Origin of the sequence: Thalassovita autumnalis, from assembly GCF_001458255.1 — a bacterium.
GTDB lineage: Bacteria > Pseudomonadota > Alphaproteobacteria > Rhodobacterales > Rhodobacteraceae > Thalassobius > Thalassobius autumnalis.
Genome location: NZ_CYSB01000040.1, coordinates 342,199 through 361,402, shown reverse-complemented (window position 1 = coordinate 361,402; position 19,204 = coordinate 342,199). Strand labels below are relative to the sequence as shown.

20 protein-coding genes are annotated in these 19,204 nt (G+C 59.7%); 13 read left to right on the top strand and 7 right to left on the bottom strand.

Annotated elements, in window-relative coordinates:
- Genes TL5118_RS18450 through TL5118_RS18435 form a run of 4 tightly spaced genes read left to right on the top strand, consistent with a single transcriptional unit; the run spans position 1 to position 3,040 of the window.
- A complete protein-coding gene (locus TL5118_RS18450; protein ID WP_058244316.1) occupies positions 1 to 1,092 on the top strand; it encodes an ABC transporter ATP-binding protein in 1,092 nt (363 codons plus the stop codon).
- Positions 1,089 to 1,952, top strand: a complete 864-nt coding sequence (locus tag TL5118_RS18445; protein ID WP_058244315.1) for a carbohydrate ABC transporter permease — start codon at positions 1,089 to 1,091, stop codon at positions 1,950 to 1,952. The genes TL5118_RS18450 and TL5118_RS18445 overlap by 4 nt, the downstream gene beginning before the upstream one ends.
- 10 nt (positions 1,953 to 1,962) lie before the next feature.
- Positions 1,963 to 2,760 carry a carbohydrate ABC transporter permease gene (locus TL5118_RS18440; RefSeq protein WP_058244314.1) on the top strand — a complete coding sequence of 266 codons (798 nt, stop codon included), beginning with the start codon at positions 1,963 to 1,965 and terminating at the stop codon, positions 2,758 to 2,760.
- A 1-nt stretch (position 2,761) separates the two neighbouring features.
- The gene (locus TL5118_RS18435) at positions 2,762 to 3,040 is read left to right on the top strand and encodes a DUF2160 domain-containing protein (protein ID WP_058244313.1); all 279 of its coding nucleotides are present in this window, start codon (positions 2,762 to 2,764) and stop codon (positions 3,038 to 3,040) included.
- Positions 3,041 to 3,352: 312 nt separating this feature from the next.
- On the opposite strand, the gene TL5118_RS18430 is transcribed toward TL5118_RS18435, so the two are convergent.
- From TL5118_RS18430 to TL5118_RS18400, 7 genes are all read right to left on the bottom strand, one after another.
- The gene (locus TL5118_RS18430) at positions 3,353 to 4,411 is read right to left on the bottom strand and encodes a M56 family metallopeptidase (protein WP_165590065.1); all 1,059 of its coding nucleotides are present in this window, start codon (positions 4,409 to 4,411) and stop codon (positions 3,353 to 3,355) included.
- A 43-nt stretch (positions 4,412 to 4,454) separates the two neighbouring features.
- Positions 4,455 to 4,826: a BlaI/MecI/CopY family transcriptional regulator gene (locus tag TL5118_RS18425; protein ID WP_242601814.1), complete on the bottom strand. Its 372-nt coding sequence runs from the start codon at positions 4,824 to 4,826 to the stop codon at positions 4,455 to 4,457.
- 318 nt (positions 4,827 to 5,144) lie between these two features.
- Positions 5,145 to 6,620: an aldehyde dehydrogenase gene (locus tag TL5118_RS18420; protein ID WP_058244310.1), complete on the bottom strand. Its 1,476-nt coding sequence runs from the start codon at positions 6,618 to 6,620 to the stop codon at positions 5,145 to 5,147.
- A gap of 22 nt (positions 6,621 to 6,642) precedes the next feature.
- On the bottom strand, positions 6,643 to 7,677 hold the full coding sequence (locus TL5118_RS18415) for an LLM class flavin-dependent oxidoreductase (RefSeq protein WP_058244309.1): 1,035 nt from the start codon (positions 7,675 to 7,677) through the stop codon (positions 6,643 to 6,645).
- Positions 7,677 to 8,612 (bottom strand): flavin reductase, encoded by a 936-nt coding sequence (locus TL5118_RS18410; RefSeq protein WP_058244308.1) that lies wholly within the window; start codon positions 8,610 to 8,612, stop codon positions 7,677 to 7,679. Before TL5118_RS18410 ends, TL5118_RS18415 begins: the two co-directional genes overlap by 1 nt.
- Positions 8,605 to 9,453 (bottom strand): alpha/beta fold hydrolase, encoded by an 849-nt coding sequence (locus TL5118_RS18405; protein ID WP_058244307.1) that lies wholly within the window; start codon positions 9,451 to 9,453, stop codon positions 8,605 to 8,607. The genes TL5118_RS18410 and TL5118_RS18405 overlap by 8 nt, the downstream gene beginning before the upstream one ends.
- Positions 9,425 to 10,024 carry an amino acid synthesis family protein gene (locus TL5118_RS18400; RefSeq protein ID WP_058244306.1) on the bottom strand — a complete coding sequence of 200 codons (600 nt, stop codon included), beginning with the start codon at positions 10,022 to 10,024 and terminating at the stop codon, positions 9,425 to 9,427. Before TL5118_RS18400 ends, TL5118_RS18405 begins: the two co-directional genes overlap by 29 nt.
- Before the next feature lie 104 nt (positions 10,025 to 10,128).
- Here TL5118_RS18400 and TL5118_RS18395 point away from each other — a divergent pair, with 104 nt between their 5' ends.
- The 9 genes from TL5118_RS18395 (at position 10,129) to TL5118_RS18355 (ending at position 19,125) form a co-directional block, all read left to right on the top strand.
- The gene (locus tag TL5118_RS18395; protein WP_082626347.1) at positions 10,129 to 11,109 is read left to right on the top strand and encodes a LysR family transcriptional regulator; all 981 of its coding nucleotides are present in this window, start codon (positions 10,129 to 10,131) and stop codon (positions 11,107 to 11,109) included.
- A 276-nt stretch (positions 11,110 to 11,385) separates the two neighbouring features.
- Positions 11,386 to 12,276 carry a siderophore ABC transporter substrate-binding protein gene (locus TL5118_RS18390; protein WP_058244304.1) on the top strand — a complete coding sequence of 297 codons (891 nt, stop codon included), beginning with the start codon at positions 11,386 to 11,388 and terminating at the stop codon, positions 12,274 to 12,276.
- 3 nt (positions 12,277 to 12,279) lie between these two features.
- A complete protein-coding gene (locus TL5118_RS18385) occupies positions 12,280 to 13,239 on the top strand; it encodes an ABC transporter permease (RefSeq protein WP_058244303.1) in 960 nt (319 codons plus the stop codon).
- Positions 13,229 to 14,173, top strand: a complete 945-nt coding sequence (locus TL5118_RS18380) for an iron chelate uptake ABC transporter family permease subunit (protein ID WP_058244302.1) — start codon at positions 13,229 to 13,231, stop codon at positions 14,171 to 14,173. The genes TL5118_RS18385 and TL5118_RS18380 overlap by 11 nt, the downstream gene beginning before the upstream one ends.
- A complete protein-coding gene (locus TL5118_RS18375; protein WP_058244301.1) occupies positions 14,170 to 14,922 on the top strand; it encodes an iron ABC transporter ATP-binding protein in 753 nt (250 codons plus the stop codon). The genes TL5118_RS18380 and TL5118_RS18375 overlap by 4 nt, the downstream gene beginning before the upstream one ends.
- Positions 14,923 to 15,050: 128 nt before the next feature.
- Positions 15,051 to 15,653, top strand: a complete 603-nt coding sequence (locus TL5118_RS18370) for an alginate O-acetyltransferase AlgF (RefSeq protein ID WP_058244300.1) — start codon at positions 15,051 to 15,053, stop codon at positions 15,651 to 15,653.
- Positions 15,654 to 15,656: 3 nt separating this feature from the next.
- Positions 15,657 to 17,063 carry an MBOAT family O-acyltransferase gene (locus TL5118_RS18365; RefSeq protein ID WP_058244299.1) on the top strand — a complete coding sequence of 469 codons (1,407 nt, stop codon included), beginning with the start codon at positions 15,657 to 15,659 and terminating at the stop codon, positions 17,061 to 17,063.
- Positions 17,064 to 17,075: 12 nt separating this feature from the next.
- The gene (locus TL5118_RS18360) at positions 17,076 to 18,098 is read left to right on the top strand and encodes an alginate O-acetyltransferase AlgX-related protein (RefSeq protein WP_058244298.1); all 1,023 of its coding nucleotides are present in this window, start codon (positions 17,076 to 17,078) and stop codon (positions 18,096 to 18,098) included.
- Position 18,099: 1 nt separating this feature from the next.
- Positions 18,100 to 19,125 carry an alginate O-acetyltransferase AlgX-related protein gene (locus TL5118_RS18355; protein WP_058244297.1) on the top strand — a complete coding sequence of 342 codons (1,026 nt, stop codon included), beginning with the start codon at positions 18,100 to 18,102 and terminating at the stop codon, positions 19,123 to 19,125.
- The last annotated feature ends 79 nt before the right edge of the window (positions 19,126 to 19,204 follow it).

Here is a 19,204-nt window from a genome sequence, read left to right as displayed (position 1 = left end):
ATGGCTAAAATTACACTGAAAAACCTGCGCCATTCCTACATGCCCAATCCAAAAGGGCCTGAGGATTACGCGCTGAAAGAGGTCGACCTGGACTGGCAGGATGGCGGGGCCTATGCGCTGCTGGGGCCGTCCGGTTGCGGAAAATCGACGCTTCTCAACATCATCTCCGGCCTTTTGGTGCCGTCTGAGGGGCAGATCCTCTTTGACGGTCAGGACGTCACCCAACTGCCACCTGACCAGCGCAACATTGCGCAGGTGTTCCAGTTCCCGGTGATCTACGACACCATGACCGTCTATGACAATCTGGCCTTCCCGCTGAAAAACCGCGGTGTGGATCAGGCGACCATTGACCGCCGCGTCCGTGAGATCGCTGAGATGCTGGAAGTCACCGACATGCTGAACCGCCGCGCGGCGGGCCTCAGCCCGGACAACAAACAGAAGATCTCGATGGGTCGTGGTCTGGTGCGTGATGACGTGAACGTCGTGATGTTCGATGAACCTCTGACGGTGATTGACCCGCATCTGAAATGGAAGCTGCGTTCAAAACTGAAGGAACTGCATCAGCGCGTCAAAGCGACGATGATCTATGTGACCCACGACCAGACTGAGGCGCTGACCTTTGCCGATAAGGTTGTGGTGATGCAGCTGGGCGAGGTGGTGCAGATCGGCACCCCGGTGGAGCTGTTTGAACGCCCCGCCCATACCTTTGTGGGCCATTTCATCGGCTCTCCGGGCATGAACGTGCTGCCCGCCGAACTGCGCGATGGCGCGGCCTATTTCCACGGTCAGCAGGTTGCTCTGGAAGGTCCGGTGAACCCGGGCACAACGGGCAAGGTTGAAATTGGTGTACGGCCGGAATTTGTCTCGCTGGGGGACAGCGGCATTGAGGCCACCGTGCGCCGGGTGTCCGACGTCGGCCGGCACTACGTCATCGACGCTGAGGCCGGCGGCAGCAAAATCTCCGCCATCCTGAACGGCACCGCGCCGATGGTTGGCGAAACCGTGCATCTGCAGTTCCGCGCTGACCAAACCCGCGTCTACGCCGATGGCTGGATCGCCAGCACGCCCGCAACAGAGGAGAGCGCGGCATGAAAACCGAAAACCAAAAAGCCTGGTTCTTCGTTCTACCGGTTCTATTGCTGGTGGCGTTCAACGCGCTCATCCCGATGATGACCGTGGTCAACTACTCGGTGCAGGAAACCTTTGGCGATAACATCTTCTTCTGGGAAGGTCTGACCTGGTTTGAACAGATCCTGCGGTCCGACCGCTTCCATGCGGCGCTGGGGCGGCAGTTCATGTTCACCTTCCTGATCCTGATCATCGAGGTGCCACTGGGCATCGCAATTGCGCTGGCGATGCCGCGTCAGGGCTTCTGGGTGCCGGTCTGTCTGGTGCTGATGGCCCTGCCGATGCTGATCCCATGGAACGTCGTGGGCGCGATGTGGAACATCTTTGCCCTGCCGGACATTGGCCTGTTGGGTTACTTCCTGAACCACGTTCTGGGCATCAACTACGACATGACCCAAGATCCCATTGCGGCCTGGGTGACCATCATCACGATGGATGTCTGGCACTGGACCTCTCTGGTGGTTCTGCTGGCCTATGCCGGTCTGGTTTCGATCCCCGAGGCCTACTATCAGGCGGCCAAAATTGACGGCGCCTCCAACTGGTCGGTGTTCCGCTTCATCCAGCTGCCTAAGATGAAAAACGTCCTGACCATCGCGATCCTGCTGCGGTTTATGGACAGTTTCAACATCTACACCGAGCCCTTCGTGCTGACCGGTGGTGGCCCTGGCAACTCGACCACGCTGTTGTCCATCGATCTGGTGAAGATCGCGCTGGGTCAGTTTGACCTTGGACCGGCCGCTGCCATGTCGCTCATCTACTTTGCAATCACGCTCTTTGTGTCCTGGCTGTTCTACACGCTGATGACCAAAGACGACCTGAACTAAGGAGGCAGGAATGCGCAAACGTTCTCTTGTCCCGATCGCTTACATCTTCTTCCTGATGCTGCCGATCTACTGGCTCGTCGCGATGAGCTTTAAGACGACCAATGAAATCCTCGCCGGGTTCTCGCTGTTCCCGCAGACCTTCACGCTGGAGGCCTATCAGACGATCTTCACCGATCCGACCTGGTATTGGGGTTACATCAACTCGATCATCTACGTGTCGCTGAACACGGTGATCTCCATCGCGGTGGCGCTGCCGGCGGCCTATGCCTTCAGCCGGTATCGCTTCCTCGGCGACAAGCAGCTGTTCTTCTGGCTGCTGACCAACCGGATGGCACCGGCGGCCGTCTTCGCCTTGCCCTTCTTCCAGCTCTATTCGGCGGTGGGCATCTTTGACACCCATCTTGCCGTGGCTCTGGCGCATTGCCTGTTCAACATCCCTCTGGCGGTCTGGATTTTGGAAGGCTTCATGGGCGGTGTGCCCAAAGAACTGGATGAAACGGCCTATGTGGATGGCTATTCCTTCCCGCGTTTCTTCGTCTCGATCTTCATCCCGACGATCAAAGCCGGTGTTGGTGTGGCTGCCTTCTTCTGCTTCATGTTCTCATGGGTGGAGCTGCTGCTGGCGAAAACCCTGACCGCTGTTGCGGCCAAGCCGATCGCCGCCACCATGACCAAAACCGCATCCTCTGCGGGCTATGAGTTGGGGCTTCTGGCGGCGGCGGGCACGCTGACCATCATCCCCGGTGCCGTGGTGATCTACTTTGTCCGCAATTACATCGCGAAGGGCTTCGCGATGGGGAGGGTTTGATATGTTGAGTTGGATGGCTTGGACCTGGCCCACCGCGCTGGTCTTCATTGGATTGTTCAGCGCCATTGGTCTGCTGACGGTGATCGAAATCAAATACCCCGGCGGGGCCGAGCGGAAAGGGATCCTGGGCCTTGTGACCACCCGTGGCGACCGCCTGTTCCTAACCTGCCTGGGCACCAGTTTCATCTTCCTGGCCTGGCTGGGTCTGGTCGGTATGCCGCTCTGGGCGCCGCTTGGGATTTCCATCGGCTGGGGGATCCTCTGCTTCTGGAAAGTCTGAAGCTGGATTGAAAATATGCAAACGGCCCGGGGGAAACCTCGGGCCGTTTTGTTTTTGGCGTTGCCGGTTCTGTTCGGTGCCGGACTGGTTACGATGACAGTTCCTCTGGCCGCTTCCAGCCTGTTAGCGAACTCTTGGTGAAGGCGGGGCTAAAGTGCAGTTGGCGCTGTTCAAAACAGTTGGCAGGCTAAGATCGACCGGACGCGTGATCCCACAGCATAGCGAGGCGCTGTATTGGTCAGCTCTCAGCCAAGGACAACACATAAAAAAGGCGGCCCCTCAGAGCCGCCTCAATAGGTCGAAAGTCCGTCCTTACCAGCTGCGCTGTGCCATCGTGTTAAGCTGGTTCAGCCGCTCCAGATTGGCCACGGAGGACAGCATGATCCGCTCATGGCTCCAGTCCTTGGGCTGGGCGACCGCGGTGGCGGTGGCCAACACAGCAGCGATCATGACCAAGGACATCGCCATGCTCAGCGCCCGGGTATCGCGGCTGGGGCTGCTTTGATCCGCTGCAATTTCCAGGATCCGGTCTTTCAGCATCGACCGACGCCCCAGAACGGGCAGGGCGCGCCCGACCAGCGGCACCCCAAAGGCGGCGGGCTGACCCACCGCATGACGGCTGCGCCGCGCCACGGCGAGCAACCGCATCGAATAGCCATGTGGATCAAATCGGCGACGGCGCAGATAGTTGCGGTCGCAGACCAGTTCCCCCAATTTGCGCAGGCGCGAGCTGAGGAACCAGAAACCGGGGTTCAGCACCACCAGCGGTGAGATTAGCGACAGCGCCACCTCAGCATCCACATCCCCCTGGCGAATATGCTGCAATTCATGACCCAGTGACATCTGCATGGCATCACGATCCGCGCAGAAGCTGAGCGGCAGCACAACATAGTAGTGCCACAGCCCACGGGTCGAAAACGGCACGCTGACGCTGGGGCTGAGGACAATGCGCAGCCGACGGCCACGGCGCAACACTTGACCACCCTGAATGGCGCGTCGAATGCGAATGACGTTCACGATCAGATAGACCAGCCGGCCGACAAAGGCGCCAGCAAAGACCAGCAGCACACCAAGCGCCAGCCAGCTGCTGCCTTGGCTCAACTGATCAATCCAACGCGATTTTATCTCCAACAGCGATGTCACCTCACCGGCAGACATCGACAGGTTGCCCTTAAGATATTGCGAAACAACAAGTTCCGTCGCGTTGATCGAGGTCGCATAGCTGGTCGCCAGCAGGGCCGGCAGGGCCAGTGGCACCAGCGCAATGGCGGCGATTGCGGTCAGCCCCAATCGTCGTCGCGTCAGAAAATTACGGCGCTGCCCGGACAGCGCAAAGAGACCATCAAAAATGGCAAAAACAAGCGCGGCCATGAGTACCATTCCCTGGACCCAGACCATCCCCCCTACGAGTTGTTCAACCGTCATCCTTTCTGATCCTCGTCTCAATGATCGCCTTAATTTCTTGGATCATTTCATCCGTCAGATCCTCATTGTCCACCAGCCGCGCAACCAGCGCGGTCGGGGTCCCCCCAAATAAGGAATCTGATAAGTTTTTCAGAGATTTGCCTTCATACTCGCTGCGCTTGACGGTGGGGGTGTAGATCAGGCTGCGGTCCTGCCGCTCTGAGGTTACATATCCTTTGTCGTCAAGGATCTTCATGATGGTCGCAACTGACGTATAGGCCCGTTTGCTTTCGCCTGAAAGCGCCGCCATCACCTCGCGCACGGAACCTGATCCGATCTGCCACAGGGCAATCATCAGTTCTAATTCAACATCCGTGAGCATCTCACTGCGTCGCCGTGGCACCAAACTCTCTCCGTCCATTCATTACTAATTAATTCGTATACGATTGCACCTTACGAAGAAAGGAATTTTTGCCCGACTTGGCTCCTGCCGAGCCCGCAAACATCACCTGTGCCAGTTGGCCCCAGACAGAGTTTTTCATGCGGGCACCACGATCGTCGCTGTGCGGCATCGGAAACACGCACGAAGGTCTGTCCCAAAAGAACATGACCACTCACTGTGCGGTTTCCTTTGAGTGGGCTGCCGCCGCATGTGTCATGGACGGCTTCCCCTGCATTTTCGCAGTTCACGCAGGCCCACTTACCGCATGACAAACGGATTGGCCATTGGCGTTTCAGCGGTGCTGATCCAGGTCGTCTGCGTGCGCGTGTAGTCCAAAATCGCCTCCATTCCCGCTTCGCGCCCATAGCCCGACTGGTTAAATCCACCAAATGGCGCGATGGGGGAGACGGCGCGATAGGTGTTGATCCAACAAATGCCCGAACGCAACCGTCCCGAAACACGGTGTGCCCGCGCCAGGTTTTGGGTGAACACGCCAGAGCCCAACCCAAACTCCGTGTCATTGGCCAGATCAATCGCCTCGTCCTCCGTGTCGAACGGCAAAAGGGACATCACAGGGCCAAACATTTCCACCTTCAAGGTCTCAACCTCAGCGTCGGGGCATTCCACCAAGGTTGGCACCATATAGTTGCCGGGGCGGTCCAGCGGGGCACCACCGAATCTGATCGTAGCGCCCTGATCTTGCGATTTTCTTAACGTCTGTCGGATCACCTCAACCTGCGCCTGGGTGCACAGTGGGCCGACGTGGGTTTCCGTGGCCAGCGGGTCACCCACCCGAATGTCGCGGGCTTTCTCCGCAATTCTGGCCACCAGGGTTGGGTAAATGCCGCGTTGCACCAGGGCGCGCGACCCGGCCACACAGCTTTGACCAGAGGCACCGAAATTGCCGGCGATCAGCCCGTTTGCTGCTGCCTCCACATCCGCATCATCAAAAACGATGATCGGGGATTTTCCCCCGAGTTCCAATGTGGTTACGGCAAAGTTCTCGGCCGAGTTGCGCACCACATGTTTGGCCGTTTCAGGCCCGCCGGTGAAGGCTATCCGGTCCACATCAGGGTGACGGGTCAGGGGGATTGCGCAGCCCTCGGCGTCGCCGGTGATCACGGAAACAACGCCGGGCGGAAATCCGGCGGCTTCGATCAGCTTGGCAAATTCGAACATCGGCGCGGGGGCCTGTTCGGAGGCTTTCAGTACCACGGTGCAACCTGCCGCCAAGGCCGGGCCAAGCTTGGTTGCCGTTAAGAACATTTGCGCGTTCCAAGGCACAATCGCGGCTACAACCCCGATGGGCGCCCGTCGGGTGAAGACGTGCATGTCAGGTTTGTCGATCGGTAAAACCGCACCTTCCAGCTTGTCCGCCAGGCCGGCGTAATAGCGGTAATAATCCCCGACATAGGCCGTCTGACTGCGCGTTTCTGCCAGCAGTTTTCCGCTGTCGGTGGTCTCGACGCGGCCGATGGTCTCTGCATGTTCTTCGATCAATTCTGCCAATCGATAGAGCAGCTTACCGCGCGCCGTCTGGCTGAGGTCGCGCCACTCGGGCGCCTCAAGTGCGCGCCGTGCAGCGGCGACGGCGCGGTTGACATCTTCGGGCGCGGCGCAGGCAAATTCTGCCCAGACCTCACCCGTGGCGGGGTTTTCCGACGTCATGGTCTGACCGGTTGCGCCGTCGCACCAAGTGCCGTCAATGAAAAGCTGGTAATGTGGTAAATCCATGTGAAACCTCGGTTAACGGCACTCAGGTGAAGGCGGGCATAACATCGTCGATAAACCGCGCGAGAGAGGCGCGTTTACGATCGGTGCTCATGCCGGAATCGATCCAAAAGGCAAACTCATCGTAGCCCAGATCTTCATATCTCTTAATCCGATCAATCACCTCCTGCGCTGTGCCAACGGTCAGATCCTGACGCAGTTTTTCGGCTGTGAACATCGGATTGCCGGCAATCTCATCCGCGCTCAGTGCGGCGATGTGGCCCTGGCTGACCGGTCGTTTGTTTTGAAACCAAGCGCCGAAGTAATTGTAATATCGATGTAAATCCGTGATCGCGTGATCAACATCAGCGCTGTCCTGGCCTACGTAGCAGTGATGCAGGAGCATGATTTTCGGCCTTTTGCCGTCATGGCTATCGCAGGCTGCATTGAACCGGTCCATCAAGGTTTCAATTTCCTCCATCCCCTGCCAGAGCGGGGTCACTTGAATATTGAAACCATTGTGAACACCAAATTCGTGGCTGTTCGGATCACGTGCCGCAATCCAGATCGGGGGGCCCTCTGGTTGCCGCGGCTTGGGGGCCGATGTGGTGGCTGGAAACTGAAAATACTGCCCGTCATGGGCGCAATCGCCTTGCCAAAGTTGCGGCAATAGGGGGGTCAGTTCCCGCATGCGCTGCCCTGCATCCCAGGCGTCCATTCCGGGCATAAGTCTTTCATACTCATAGGAATATGCGCCGCGTGCGATGCCCAGCTCAATCCGCCCTCCGGTGATCTGATCCGCTGCCGCCGCTTCACCTGCCAGTTTGATCGGATGCCAGAACGGCGCAATCACGGTGCCGGTGCCAAGGCGGATCTGTTTGGTGCGATGGGACAGGTCCACCAGGGACAAAAACGGGTTCGGGGCGATGGTAAATTCCATCCCATGATGCTCACCCGTCCAGACCGCGCGCATCCCGCCCTGATCGGCCATTTCGCAAAGACCGGCAAAATCTTCGTACAGCTGATCTGCTGGATCCTCCGGGCTCAACCGTTCCATATGTGCAAAAAGCGAAAACTCCATCACGTGCTCCGATCAGTCATTTGGTGCAGTTCTCCGGCCTCGGCATCACCGAGGTAGAGCATGAAATTGCGGCTCTCAGCCTCGCGTGCGAAACGGCTGAGCAGGGTGGCAAGGGTCGGTGTGGCAAACTGTTGGTGCGGAAGCTCGGCGCGACGCGTCCAGACCAGTCCCTCACCGTTACTAGGGGCGGTGCAACGTGCTAAGAAATATGAATATTCGCGTTGCTCGGTTGGATCGTCAAAGACCGAATAGACCTGTTGCAGGCTGGCCGTCAGTCCGCGGTTTTGCAACGCCTCGGTCAGCGTTTTGCGCGCGCTTGTCCCTTTGGGAACGTCAATTTGAAATGGTCGCAGCCCGTCTTCTCCCTGTTCCAGCAGCACCTGATCGCCATGTTCGACAATGGCGCCGCACACCCGATGTTTCGCGGATGGGGCAGCGGCCCGGCGTTCACGACCAAGGCTGAAATACCCACCGTTTTGGTAGCCGAGCCCGTCTCCGGGCCGTTGAGTGAACCCCGTGACTTGCCCCAACAGAATGGCGTGGTCGCCGGCGTCGATCCAGCGATGGGTCTGGCAGGAAAACGTCGCAATGGCGCCGTCAATTAGAGGCACATCATTGCCATCCACGTGATGGGGAACCCTGGCAAATCGGTCCTCTTTTGAGCGAGCGAAGATGTTGGAGATATCCTCCTGGCTGTCAGCCAAAATCGAAATGCCGAAATGGCTTGCCTCTTTAAGACCCTGATAGGTCGACAGAAATTTACCCGGGCATACGGACAGCAGCGGCGGATCCATTGAGACGGAGCTGAAAGAATTTGCGGTAAAACCGATCGGGGTGCCTCCTGTGTTTCGGGCCGTGACGACGACAACGCCGGTCATGAAACGCCCAAATGCGTCCCGCAAGGTGCGCGGATCAAAGGGGATGGCGTCAGGCATGCAGGCACTCCTTTGCGAAATTCAGAACGGCGCTGTTTGTTTCGGTGACATGCGTCATTGGCATCATATGCGCAGCGCCGGCGATCACCTCGGCCCGTCCCTTCGGTGCTAAATCGGCCATCGCGATTGACATGGCTGGGGTGGAATTCGGCTCCTCCGCGCCCGTCAGGAACAGCGCGGGGCAGCGCAACGTTTTCAGGGACAGGGGCGAAGGACCGTCTGAATTGGCAAAACTGCGATAGGCCTGTTGGTACCCACGCGGCGACACGGTGGTCAGCCAGTCATGGCAGGCCTTCCGCTCGGGTGCTGGATCGGAGGTTTCCGCGCCAAACCAGCGGGTTAGCGTGGGGGAAGGATCCGGCAGGTTGACCCCGTCCAATCGTGCGGCACGGGCTTGGACTGCAGCGCGCGCAGGGGCGTCGCGTTGGAAGACTGCATTCATTGCAATTATGCCGATGCATCGTTTGGCGTGTTGCTGCGCCAATTCCAGGGCAATCATTGCCCCCATCGAATGTCCGATCAGTAGGCAGTCACGGTCCGGCGCTTGCTGGGCCAGTGCGATGCCCAACAAAGCGGCGTAGCCCTGGACGTTGTCCAACGGGGTAAACGCGCTTTGGCCATGCCCCGGCATATCTGGTGCCAGAACATCAAATCCCAGATCAGTCAATGGCGGGATCTGCGCCGCCCATGCCTCAGCCCGTAGACCAACACCGTGCAGTAGTATTGCCAAAGGCGGTTTTGCAGTGGTCCCGATTTGTTGTGAGTTGGGCCCGCTGGATGCCGGCACGGCGATGGCCTGCAAGGGGCCAAAATCAGACCGCGGCTGGGTTTTCCAGGTCATGGCCCAGCTCCCTAAGGTCTTGATAACGATCACCAATGCGGTGATGTGGTCGACCCGAGGTGGCGCCTGCCAGAACCACAACCACCTCATCCGCGCGCGGTGCATCCGGGATGGCGAACTGCAACGTCAAATAATGCGAGCGGCGGCCCACATCGTTTTTTTCCATCATCGGCACCATAATTGGTGCGTTGGCGCCACCGCGGGTGTTGGTGAACGACAGGTAGGACTTTGCCGCTACGGCTTCGCGGTAATGATTGCCAAACCGTAAGGTATGGATCAGGCCCGAGGCGTGTTCGACCTCCCCATCCAAGCCCACCACAGCGGCCTTGCCATAAGCTTCGATCGCATCGCCACCGCCTGCCAAGGTCAGGATGCGAGTCGTCAGCATTTCCCCCAAGATTGGGCCAAAAGCGTTAATTTCTGGTTTAAGGTCTTCAACAAATCGTCCCGCCCACGGGTTTTTCAGCACTGCCGCAACCGCAAACATGCGCCAGGGCTCGGCAGCGGGGCGAAACCCTTCGATCAGGGTCTCTTCTTCATAGGTGACGATTTTTCGAATTTCCGGGGTCATTTCGGGCTCCTGTTACGCTGGGTGAGGATCCGCCGCAGAGCAAGCTTTGACAAATGAAAGAACTTCAGGCTAAAGCATTAGTCCTGCTAATGGTTGGGTTCTTCATGGCGCAAAATTTACCTCCGTTAACGTGGTTTCGATCTTTCGAAGCAGCGGCGCGGCATCTGAGTTTCACCGCTGCGGCGGATGAAATTGGCCTAACGCAGTCGGCCGTCAGTCAGCAGATTAAGGCGCTGGAAACCCGGTTGAATGTGATCCTGTTCAAACGGTTGCCGCGTGCTCTTACCCTGACGGATGAGGGGCGGCGGTTGCTGCCTCAGGTCGAGGCGGCGCTGCAGGTGCTGCGGCAAGCGACGGAGCGGTATGAGCTGGCGCAGGCGCCGCAGGTATTAACCGTTGCGGCCTCGGTCAGTGTGATTGACTGGCTGATCATTCCGCATCTCAGTGACTTCATACAGCAGGAAAAAGACCGCTCTGTTAGGTTTTTATCAACGATTTGGCCGGATGATTTTGCCACCCCACGCGCGGATGTTGAGATTCGATTTGGCTCGGAACGGCAGGTTGGCCAGGGCGCGGTGCCTTTGGCGGGGGCGGCGTTGATCGCGGTCGCGTCCCCATCCTTACTGGCTTGGGCAATGGATGATGATGGAACTGTACAAAGTGTAGGACAACCTGTTGGGCAGGATTTGACTGGGGAGGCGGCTTGGGCAGCGGGGCAAAACTGGTCCACTTTGCCCCGCATTGAAACGGTCGGCACCTCGGCCGGGTGGCGGGAATACTATGCGCCGGGTGCGGGGCAGGGGGCACCTGCGCCGGTCAACCAGACGGATGGCCAAAAGCCTCCGGCGCTGCTAGCGGATTCTTATGGCTTGGCGTTGCGGTTGGCTGTGGCGGGTCAAGGATGTGCCCTGGTGCCAAAGTCGCTGGCGCAGGATGCCTTGCAGAAAGGAGACATTGTTCAATGCGGCAGGCAGGAATTGGCCGTTTCAGAAGGGTACTTTCTGGCGCACAGCGATCATGACCCGGCGGCCGGGCGGTTTGCCAATTGGTTGCAAGGCTTGATTGCTGAACCTACCGGCCTTTGACCGAGGCACCCGTCATTGAGGGCCGTTGCTGGTATGCAGCAAGAAGACAGCAAAGCGTCCAGCTGCAGGCGATGTAACGCCGGGGCAAAGGGTGCGGAACACATCTGGTTAGGTTCACTGAAGCAAACAAGCGCGGGGTACGGCGATTTGATTGAGTAAAACAGTCGGAATAGACTGGACATACATCCACGTGCGGGATAAGCCCCTTTCATTATTCACGCAGAGCCAGCCCGACCCGAAAATGGCAAGCCATGCAGTCAGATTGGAGATCCCAAGATGCTGAAGAAGCTTGCCCTTTCGCTTGCCCTAATGGCGGGCCCCGCGCTGGCCGAGACCGTGACCGTCGACACCTATCGCGGTGCAACCGACGTCAAAGTCGCCCCCCAAACCATCGCCGTTTTTGATGTTGCCGCGATTGATACGCTGTCGGCGCTGGGCATTAGCCCCGACGGCGCCGTTTCACCGATCTTTGTGTCCTATCTGGACGATGCTGTGGCCGGTGCTGAGAAAGTTGGATCGCTGTTCGAACCTGACTTTGAAGCGATTGCCGCCATGGGACCGGACCTGATCGTAGCCGGTGGCCGTTCGTCGAAAGTGGCGCCGGATCTGGCTAAGATCGCGCCGACCATCGACATGACCATCTGGGAAGACACTGTAGGTCAGGGCCTTGATCGCCTAGACGCCTTCGGCAAAATCTTTGGCAAAGAAGCCGAAGCCGCCGCGCTGAAAGCGGATTTCGAAGCCAAGCTGACAGAAGCCAAAGCCGCCGTGAACGGCAAAGGCAAAGCGCTGATCGTGATGACCAATGGTCCGAAAATCTCGGCCTATGGTGCCGGTGGCCGCTTTGGCTGGCTGCATGCCGAACTGGAACTGCCCGAAGCGGTGGATGAAGTTGAAAAATCGACCCACGGCGAGGCCATCAGCTTTGAGTTCATCCGCGACGCCAACCCCGACATCCTGATCGTTGTGGACCGTCTGGCGGCGATCGGTCGCGATGGCGAAAGCGCCCAGGCAACGCTGGACAACGCGCTGGTGCAGGAAACCAACGCATGGAAAAACGGCAAGGTGATCTACCTGAACAGCGCACCGCTTTACATCGCAGGTGGCGGCATTCAGTCGATGACCCTGATCCTTGATCAGTTTGTGACCGCGTTCTCCGGCAGCTAACACATGCAAGGCAAGGCCTGGAAGATTGGGCTCATCGCCCTCGCGGGCCTTGCGAGCCTGTCCCTGTTCGTGGGGGTGATTGACGTCGCCCCCACTGACCTTTTGCGGGATCGCGAAGCATTGCAGCTGGTGCTGCTGTCACGGGTGCCCCGCACGCTGGCGGTTCTGATCACCGGTGCAACGCTGGCCGTATCTGGCACCTTGATGCAGCAGATTGCCCGGAACCGCTTTGTGGAGCCGATGACCGCCGGTACCGGCCAGGGCGCGGCGCTGGGCATCCTGCTGGTCACCCTGTTCATCCCAACGGCACCTTTGGCCCTGCGCATGACGGGGGCGGCGCTGACCGCGCTGATCGCCTCCATCGGGTTTTTGCTGATTGTGCGTCGTCTGCCCCCCAGTCAGCCGCTGTTGGTGCCTTTGGTTGGGCTTGTTTACGGCGGCCTGATGGGGGCCGGGGTGACATTTATCGCCTATCAGGGCGATCTGATGCAATACATCGAGGTCTGGATGTCGGGCGAGTTTTCCGGCGTGCTGAAAGGCCGGTATGAGCTGTTGTGGATTGCCGCCCTTGCGGCTGCGCTGACCTATATCATCGCAGATCAGTTTGCCATTGTTGGCCTGGGCCGTACGGCCGCGGTAAACCTTGGGCTCAACTACGGGCAGGTTGTACTGCTGGGGCTGATCGCGATTTCCATCGTTACTGCGCTGACCGTTGTCACCGTGGGGATGATCCCTTTTGTGGGCCTTGTGGTGCCAAATATCATTTCGCGCCGGTATGGCGATAACCTACGTGGCACACTGCCGATTGTCGCGCTGATGGGTGGCTCGATGGTGCTGGTCTGTGACATTCTGGGCCGGGTGCTGCGCTACCCCTATGAGGTGCCGGTGGGCACGGTCTTTGGTGTGATCGGCGCTGTAATTTTCCTCTATCTGCTGAACGTGAGGCCGAAACATGCTGGCTAAACGTCTGGGGTTGCTGGCCGTGGCATTGGGGCTGTGTTGCCTTGCCTATATGACCTATGGCGCCAAAGGCAGCTGGTCCTTTCTGATCCCATTTCGCGGGGCCAAGCTGGCGTCGCTGCTGCTGGTGGCCGTCTCGGTCTCCACCGCAACTGTGTTGTTTCAGACCATCACCCGGAACCGGATCCTGACGCCTTCAATCATGGGGTTCGATGCGCTTTATCTGCTGATCGTTACGGGGGCAGTGTTCTTTCTGGGCGGGCAGGGCTTTGCGCTGCTGCCCAATGAGGTGATCTTTGCCGTCACCGTGGTGGCGCTCATCGGGGCGTCGCTGTTGCTGTTTGGCTCCCTCCTGCTGACGGGGGGGCGGGATCTGATGCGGATGATCCTGACGGGCATCATTTTCGGCACCCTGTTCCGCTCGCTGACCAATATGATGCAGCGGATGATCGACCCGAATGAGTTCACACTGGTCCAGGTGGCCAGCTTCGCCCGCTTCAGCCGGATCGATACTGAGCTGTTGTTGATCGGCGGCGTCTTGATGACCGTCAGTCTGATCGTGGCCTGGCGGATGCGTCACCGTCTGGATGTTCTGGCGCTGGGCTATGATGCGGCGATCAACCTTGGCGAAGATCCGCGCCGGGGCCATTTCCAGGTGCTGACGCTGGTGGCCGTTCTGGTGTCTGTCTCCACCGCACTGGTGGGCCCCGTGGCCTTTCTGGGCCTTCTGGTGGTGGCCATGACACATCAGATCATGCCAACCGAACGCCATGCGATCCTGTTGCCAACAGCGGCGCTGGTGTCGGGCATTGTTCTGGTCGGCGGTCAAACCGTGCTGGAACGGGTGCTCAGCCTTGCAACACCGCTGTCTGTGGTTGTTGATCTCTTAGGGGGGCTGGTGTTCCTCTGGCTACTTCTGAAAGGACTACGTCGATGATCCAAATCTCGGGCCTGAGCCATCGCTACGGCGCGACGCCGATCCTCAGCGATCTGTCCCTGACCCTGCCGCGGGGTGGGGTGACGGCGCTGGTTGGGGCAAACGGTGCAGGGAAATCGACACTGCTGAGCTTGATCGCCCGTCTGATGCCGATCCAATCGGGCCGGATTGAGGTGGACGGGATGGAGGTTGGCAAAACCCCAACCCGCGACTTGGCGCGCAAACTGGCGATCCTGCCGCAGGCCGCCGAAGTGGCCCCGCGTTTGACGGTGCGGGAATTGGTTGGCTTTGGCCGCTATCCGCATCACCGGGGACGCGCCACCGCAGAGGACCACCAAAAGGTCGAAGAGGCGCTGGTGGCCTTTGACCTGCAGGATCTGGCGGACCGCCCGTTAGAGGCGCTTTCAGGTGGGCAGCGGCAGCGGGCCCATGTGGCGATGACCTTTGCGCAGGATACCGATTACGTGCTGCTGGATGAGCCGCTGAACAATCTGGACATCGCCGCCAGCCGATCCCTGATGAAACGCCTGCGCGCGCTGGCGCATGATCATGGCCGGACCGTGGTCACGGTGCTGCACGATATCAATTACGCCTGCGCCTATGCCGATCACATGGTGACCCTTACCGGCGGTCAGCTGGGGCCAATGGGCCCCCCGGCCGAGATTGTCAGCAAAGCGCTGCTGTCACAGGTTTTTGGCACCGATGCTGAGGTTGTTAAAACCGACGCGGGGGTTTTGGTGCAGGTCTGAGCCCCGTCGCCTCCTACCGCCTATGGGGAAGACGTAGAGGCCTATCCCAAGGGTTATAAAGCACACCCTCTGCACCGAGTTTGGCGTGGGGTGAACATGATAGCGATGACTTCAAAGAGGAGTCACCGATGTTTACACAACGCTTTTCCCCCCCGGTCGCGGCTGCGGTTGCAGCCTGCGTGATGGCCGCGACCGCTGTTTTCGCGGATACCGATGAGGCGGCGCTTTATGCGCCGGATCTGCCCAGTGATGCGATTTTTCTGCGCTGGGTCGATACCGATGTACCGCTGCCCGCGTTGGGCCTGCCGCATCAGCCTGTCGCAGGCCAGGAGGCCTATCGCCCGCTTTCCGCCCGCCATCTGAACGGCGCTGAGCCGGGTGCGTTTTATTCGGTACTGGCGGGCCCTGAGGGCACGGCGCGTCTGGTGGAGGAACCCGCGCGTGGCCAGAAATCCAAAGTCCACCTGATCCTGCTCAATGCCTCGGGTCAGCCGGTGCGGCTGGTGCTGGCGGATGCCGGCCATGAGGTGATCCAGCAAACCAACGCCTTTGCCAGCGGTGGTCGGATGGTCAATCCGGTCTCGGCCCGTTTGGCGGTTCTGGCGGATGATGACCGCCCGTTGGGGGAGGTCGCGGTGCGGCTGCGCCGGGGTCAGAATGTCACCGTTCTGGTGACAGATGACGGCGTGCGGCTGATCGAAAACCAGATCGGTGATCTGCTGGAGGAGTGAGCCATGATCTTCTCCACCCCGATGTTTATCTTTGGCTTTCTGCCGGCGTTTCTGTTGCTTTACTACGTCGTGCCGCGCAGTGGGCGCTCGCCGGTGATCCTGCTGGCCAGCGCGGTCTTTTACGCCTGGTGGCGGCTGGATTTTCTGGCGCTTGTTCTGGCCATGGCCTTTGGCAGCTATGTCTGTGCGGCAATGGCCAATCGCGCCGTGTCCGCTCAAACCCGCAAAGCCTGGGTCAGCCTTGGGGTGATCGGCAACCTGTCGGTTCTGGGCTACTTCAAATACACCAACTTTGTCCTCGGCAATGCCGATGCCCTCTGGCAGGCGCTGGGCCGGGGGGAGGTCACCAGCCCTGAGATTATCCTGCCCATTGGCCTGTCCTTCCTGACGTTTCAATGCATCAGCTATGTCATCGATGTGGCACGCGGTGATGCGCCGCCCGCCCGCAATATCTGGGATTTCCTTGCCTTTTCAACGCTGTTTCCGCAGCTGATTGCCGGTCCGGTGCTGCGCTACAAGGATCTGGCGGATCAGTTCCAGACCCGCAGTCATTCCCTTGCCCAGTTCCTCATGGGGGTCCGTCGGTTTGCCCTGGGGCTGGCGATGAAGATCTTGATTGCCGACAGCGTGGCCCCGATGGTCGATCGCCTGTTTGCCCTGCAGGACCCCACGCTGGCAGAGGGTTGGCTGGCCGCCAGCGCCTATTCGGTGCAGTTGTTCTTTGATTTCGCGGGCTATTCAGCGATGGCAATTGGTCTAGGGCTGATGATCGGTTTTCGGTTCATCGAAAACTTTAACGCCCCCTATATTAGCCAATCGGTAACGGAATTCTGGCAACGTTGGCACATCAGCTTGTCAACCTGGCTGCGCGATTACCTCTACATCCCGCTGGGCGGCAACCGCGCCGGGGCGGTGAAAACTTATCGCAATCTGCTGCTGACCATGGTGCTGGGTGGCATCTGGCATGGTGCCAACTGGACCTTTGTCCTCTGGGGGATCTGGCACGGTGGCTGGATGGCCGTGGAACGGGCACTGGGCAGCAAATCCGGCGCCGTTTGGTCCCGCCACATCGGATCTGCAGGGGCCTGGGGCTTCACGCTGGTCCTGGTGATGCTGGGCTGGGTGGTGTTCCGTGCGCCGGATCTGGCCACAGCGGGGCAGGTCTATGCCGGGATGTTTGGCCTGAATGGCCTCGCCTTGCGGGGGGAGGTTTGGATGCTCTGCAAGCCGACGGAATGGCTGGCGATGTGGCTTGGCTGGGCGATTGCCCTCTGGCCGATGCTGTCAGCGGCGCGGGTCAATCTGCGCCTGCCGCAAGCGCCGCGCCTTGGCACGTTGCTGTTGCTCCTGTCGGCGGTGCTGGTGATGCAGGCGCGCAGTGACTCACCCTTCCTGTACTTCCAGTTTTGAGGAGACGTTGAAATGCTAAGCGATCATCAACAAAACATGTGTTTCGCCTCCTTGCTGGGGCTGGCCGTTGCGCTGGCCGGATGGCAGGGCCACCGCGCCGCGGCGCCGGAACAGGCGCTGACCGGACTGACCGGGGGCAGCTATCAACGCCAATACGAAAGCACCTTTGCAGATGCTTTGCCCTCGCGCGGTTGGAGTGTGGAGGCCTATGCCGCCCTGCGCCTTGCCCTGTTTAAGGAGGTGGCGGAGGGCGCAGTGCTGGGCCGTGACGGTTGGATCTTCACGGCGGAGGAGTTTGAAACCCCCGCCCTGGCCGAAGATCCGGTGCCCCTGCTGCGGCAGGCCCGCGCGGAACTGGCAGCGCTTGGCGTGCAGCTGGTGCCAGTGATCCTGCCGGATAAGGCGCGGGTGCATGCGGATCGTTTGCCCTATCGCCGCTCAGCCGCGTTGCAAAACCGCTATGCGGCGGCGCTGGACCTGCTGCGGGCCGAAGGGTTTGCCGCGTTGGATACCCGCTCAGCGATGCAGGCGCATGGGTTCCTGCGCGGGGACACCCATTGGCAGCCAGAGGCGGCCCGCGCCGTTGCTGAGGCACTGGCGCAGCAGTTGGGCGCGAAACCGGCGGAGGATGCTTTTGTCACGCAATCCAACGGGCAGGACCCGTTTCGCGGCGACCTGATGGTCTTTGCTGAAACGGGCCGCTTCGCTGATTGGGTTGCCCTGCCGCTGGATCGGATCACCCGCTATGAAACGCTGGATAAGGCCGCGGACGCCACCGACGCCATGGCGCTTTTCGCTGACACCCGGGTGCCCGTTGCGCTGATCGGCACCTCCTATTCTGCCAAGGCAGACTTTCATTTCGAAGGGTTCCTCAAGTCGGCGCTGGGTCAGGACGTGCTGAACCTGGCGCAGATCGGCAAGGGGCCCTTTGCCCCGATGCGGGATTACCTGACCTCACCTGAGCTGCACGGCAGCCCGCCCGATATCGTCATTTGGGAAATCCCCGAACGTTACATTTTGCTGCAAGGAGGTTGATATGACCCGTTTCACCAAAACCCTTTCTCGCTGTGTTTTTGCAACCTGTCTCAGCGTGTTGGCACCCGCCCTTGCCGCCGCACCCTATTGCGAAGCCTTGTTGGACGCCGATGCCCTGCCTGAGAAATATGCCAGCCTTGCGCCGGTCTATTCCAGCTCTGACACCGGCTGGATCTTCGCCGCCAACCAGATGCGCCAGTCCTTTGCGCTGAAGGACAAACCCAAGGCGATGATGGCGGAAATCGTGCAGGGGTTTGAGGCCAAAGGCGTCAAACTGGCGATCCTGATCACGCCGCCACGTCCGGTGGTCGCTGGGCAGGGGATCCTGCGCAAAACCATGGGGGCGGCAGCGGCCGACTATGATGCAATCGCAACGCAGGCCAGTTTTCAGGCGATGCTGGCGGAATATCGGGGCATGGGGGCGATTGTGCCGGATCTGAGCGTGTTGGCGCTAAGCGATCCGCAACTGCGCCGCCGGTTCTATTTCCGCCGTGACACCCATTGGACAACCGTTGGCGCGGCCCATAGCGCCGAAGCGCTGGCCCAGGCCGTCGCCGCTGAGGCGCCAAAGCTGCGTATGGCCGAGGGGCCTGCGATCCTTGGCTGGAAAGGCAAGATTGAAGAACGCGGATCCCTTGCCGATCTGGTGCGCAAAAGCTGTGACCAAAAGGTTCCGAAAGAGACATCAAACATCGCCGTCCTTGCGGATGTGCCGGGTGCGGGGCTGCTGGATGACACTAAGGGACCGCAGATTGCCCTTGTCGGTACCAGCTTTTCTGACCGCTACAAACGCGATCACTACCGGGTTGCGGATGCAATGGCGTCTGCCTTTGGGCGCTCGGTTGTGAACCATTCGATCTCGGGCGGCGGGCTGCACCGCGCGATGCAGAGTTTCCTGAATTCAGGTGGCCTCGACAATCAGGCCTATGACCTGGTGATTTGGGAAATTCCCTATACGCAGAACTTTAACTCCACCAAACGCTTGGGCGCTGTTCTGAAGGCGATGAAAGCCGCGCAAAACGGTTAGGCCTGCGGCCACTCCCACTCCTAACCGATAGGTTAGTCCGGCTGACCCGATGGGCGCCGGACTGCCCTGCTGAACGCAC

Coding starts and splice junctions, on each gene's coding strand:
- TL5118_RS18450 (WP_058244316.1), top strand. CDS start 1: ATGGCTAAAATTACACTGAAAAACCTGCGCCATTCCTACATGCCCAAT.
- TL5118_RS18445 (WP_058244315.1), top strand. CDS start 1,089: ATGAAAACCGAAAACCAAAAAGCCTGGTTCTTCGTTCTACCGGTTCTA.
- TL5118_RS18440 (WP_058244314.1), top strand. CDS start 1,963: ATGCGCAAACGTTCTCTTGTCCCGATCGCTTACATCTTCTTCCTGATG.
- TL5118_RS18435 (WP_058244313.1), top strand. CDS start 2,762: ATGTTGAGTTGGATGGCTTGGACCTGGCCCACCGCGCTGGTCTTCATT.
- TL5118_RS18430 (WP_165590065.1), bottom strand. CDS start 4,411: ATGGCCGCGCTTGTTTTTGCCATTTTTGATGGTCTCTTTGCGCTGTCC.
- TL5118_RS18425 (WP_242601814.1), bottom strand. CDS start 4,826: ATGCTCACGGATGTTGAATTAGAACTGATGATTGCCCTGTGGCAGATC.
- TL5118_RS18420 (WP_058244310.1), bottom strand. CDS start 6,620: ATGGATTTACCACATTACCAGCTTTTCATTGACGGCACTTGGTGCGAC.
- TL5118_RS18415 (WP_058244309.1), bottom strand. CDS start 7,677: ATGGAGTTTTCGCTTTTTGCACATATGGAACGGTTGAGCCCGGAGGAT.
- TL5118_RS18410 (WP_058244308.1), bottom strand. CDS start 8,612: ATGCCTGACGCCATCCCCTTTGATCCGCGCACCTTGCGGGACGCATTT.
- TL5118_RS18405 (WP_058244307.1), bottom strand. CDS start 9,453: ATGACCTGGAAAACCCAGCCGCGGTCTGATTTTGGCCCCTTGCAGGCC.
- TL5118_RS18400 (WP_058244306.1), bottom strand. CDS start 10,024: ATGACCCCGGAAATTCGAAAAATCGTCACCTATGAAGAAGAGACCCTG.
- TL5118_RS18395 (WP_082626347.1), top strand. CDS start 10,129: ATGGCGCAAAATTTACCTCCGTTAACGTGGTTTCGATCTTTCGAAGCA.
- TL5118_RS18390 (WP_058244304.1), top strand. CDS start 11,386: ATGCTGAAGAAGCTTGCCCTTTCGCTTGCCCTAATGGCGGGCCCCGCG.
- TL5118_RS18385 (WP_058244303.1), top strand. CDS start 12,280: ATGCAAGGCAAGGCCTGGAAGATTGGGCTCATCGCCCTCGCGGGCCTT.
- TL5118_RS18380 (WP_058244302.1), top strand. CDS start 13,229: ATGCTGGCTAAACGTCTGGGGTTGCTGGCCGTGGCATTGGGGCTGTGT.
- TL5118_RS18375 (WP_058244301.1), top strand. CDS start 14,170: ATGATCCAAATCTCGGGCCTGAGCCATCGCTACGGCGCGACGCCGATC.
- TL5118_RS18370 (WP_058244300.1), top strand. CDS start 15,051: ATGTTTACACAACGCTTTTCCCCCCCGGTCGCGGCTGCGGTTGCAGCC.
- TL5118_RS18365 (WP_058244299.1), top strand. CDS start 15,657: ATGATCTTCTCCACCCCGATGTTTATCTTTGGCTTTCTGCCGGCGTTT.
- TL5118_RS18360 (WP_058244298.1), top strand. CDS start 17,076: ATGCTAAGCGATCATCAACAAAACATGTGTTTCGCCTCCTTGCTGGGG.
- TL5118_RS18355 (WP_058244297.1), top strand. CDS start 18,100: ATGACCCGTTTCACCAAAACCCTTTCTCGCTGTGTTTTTGCAACCTGT.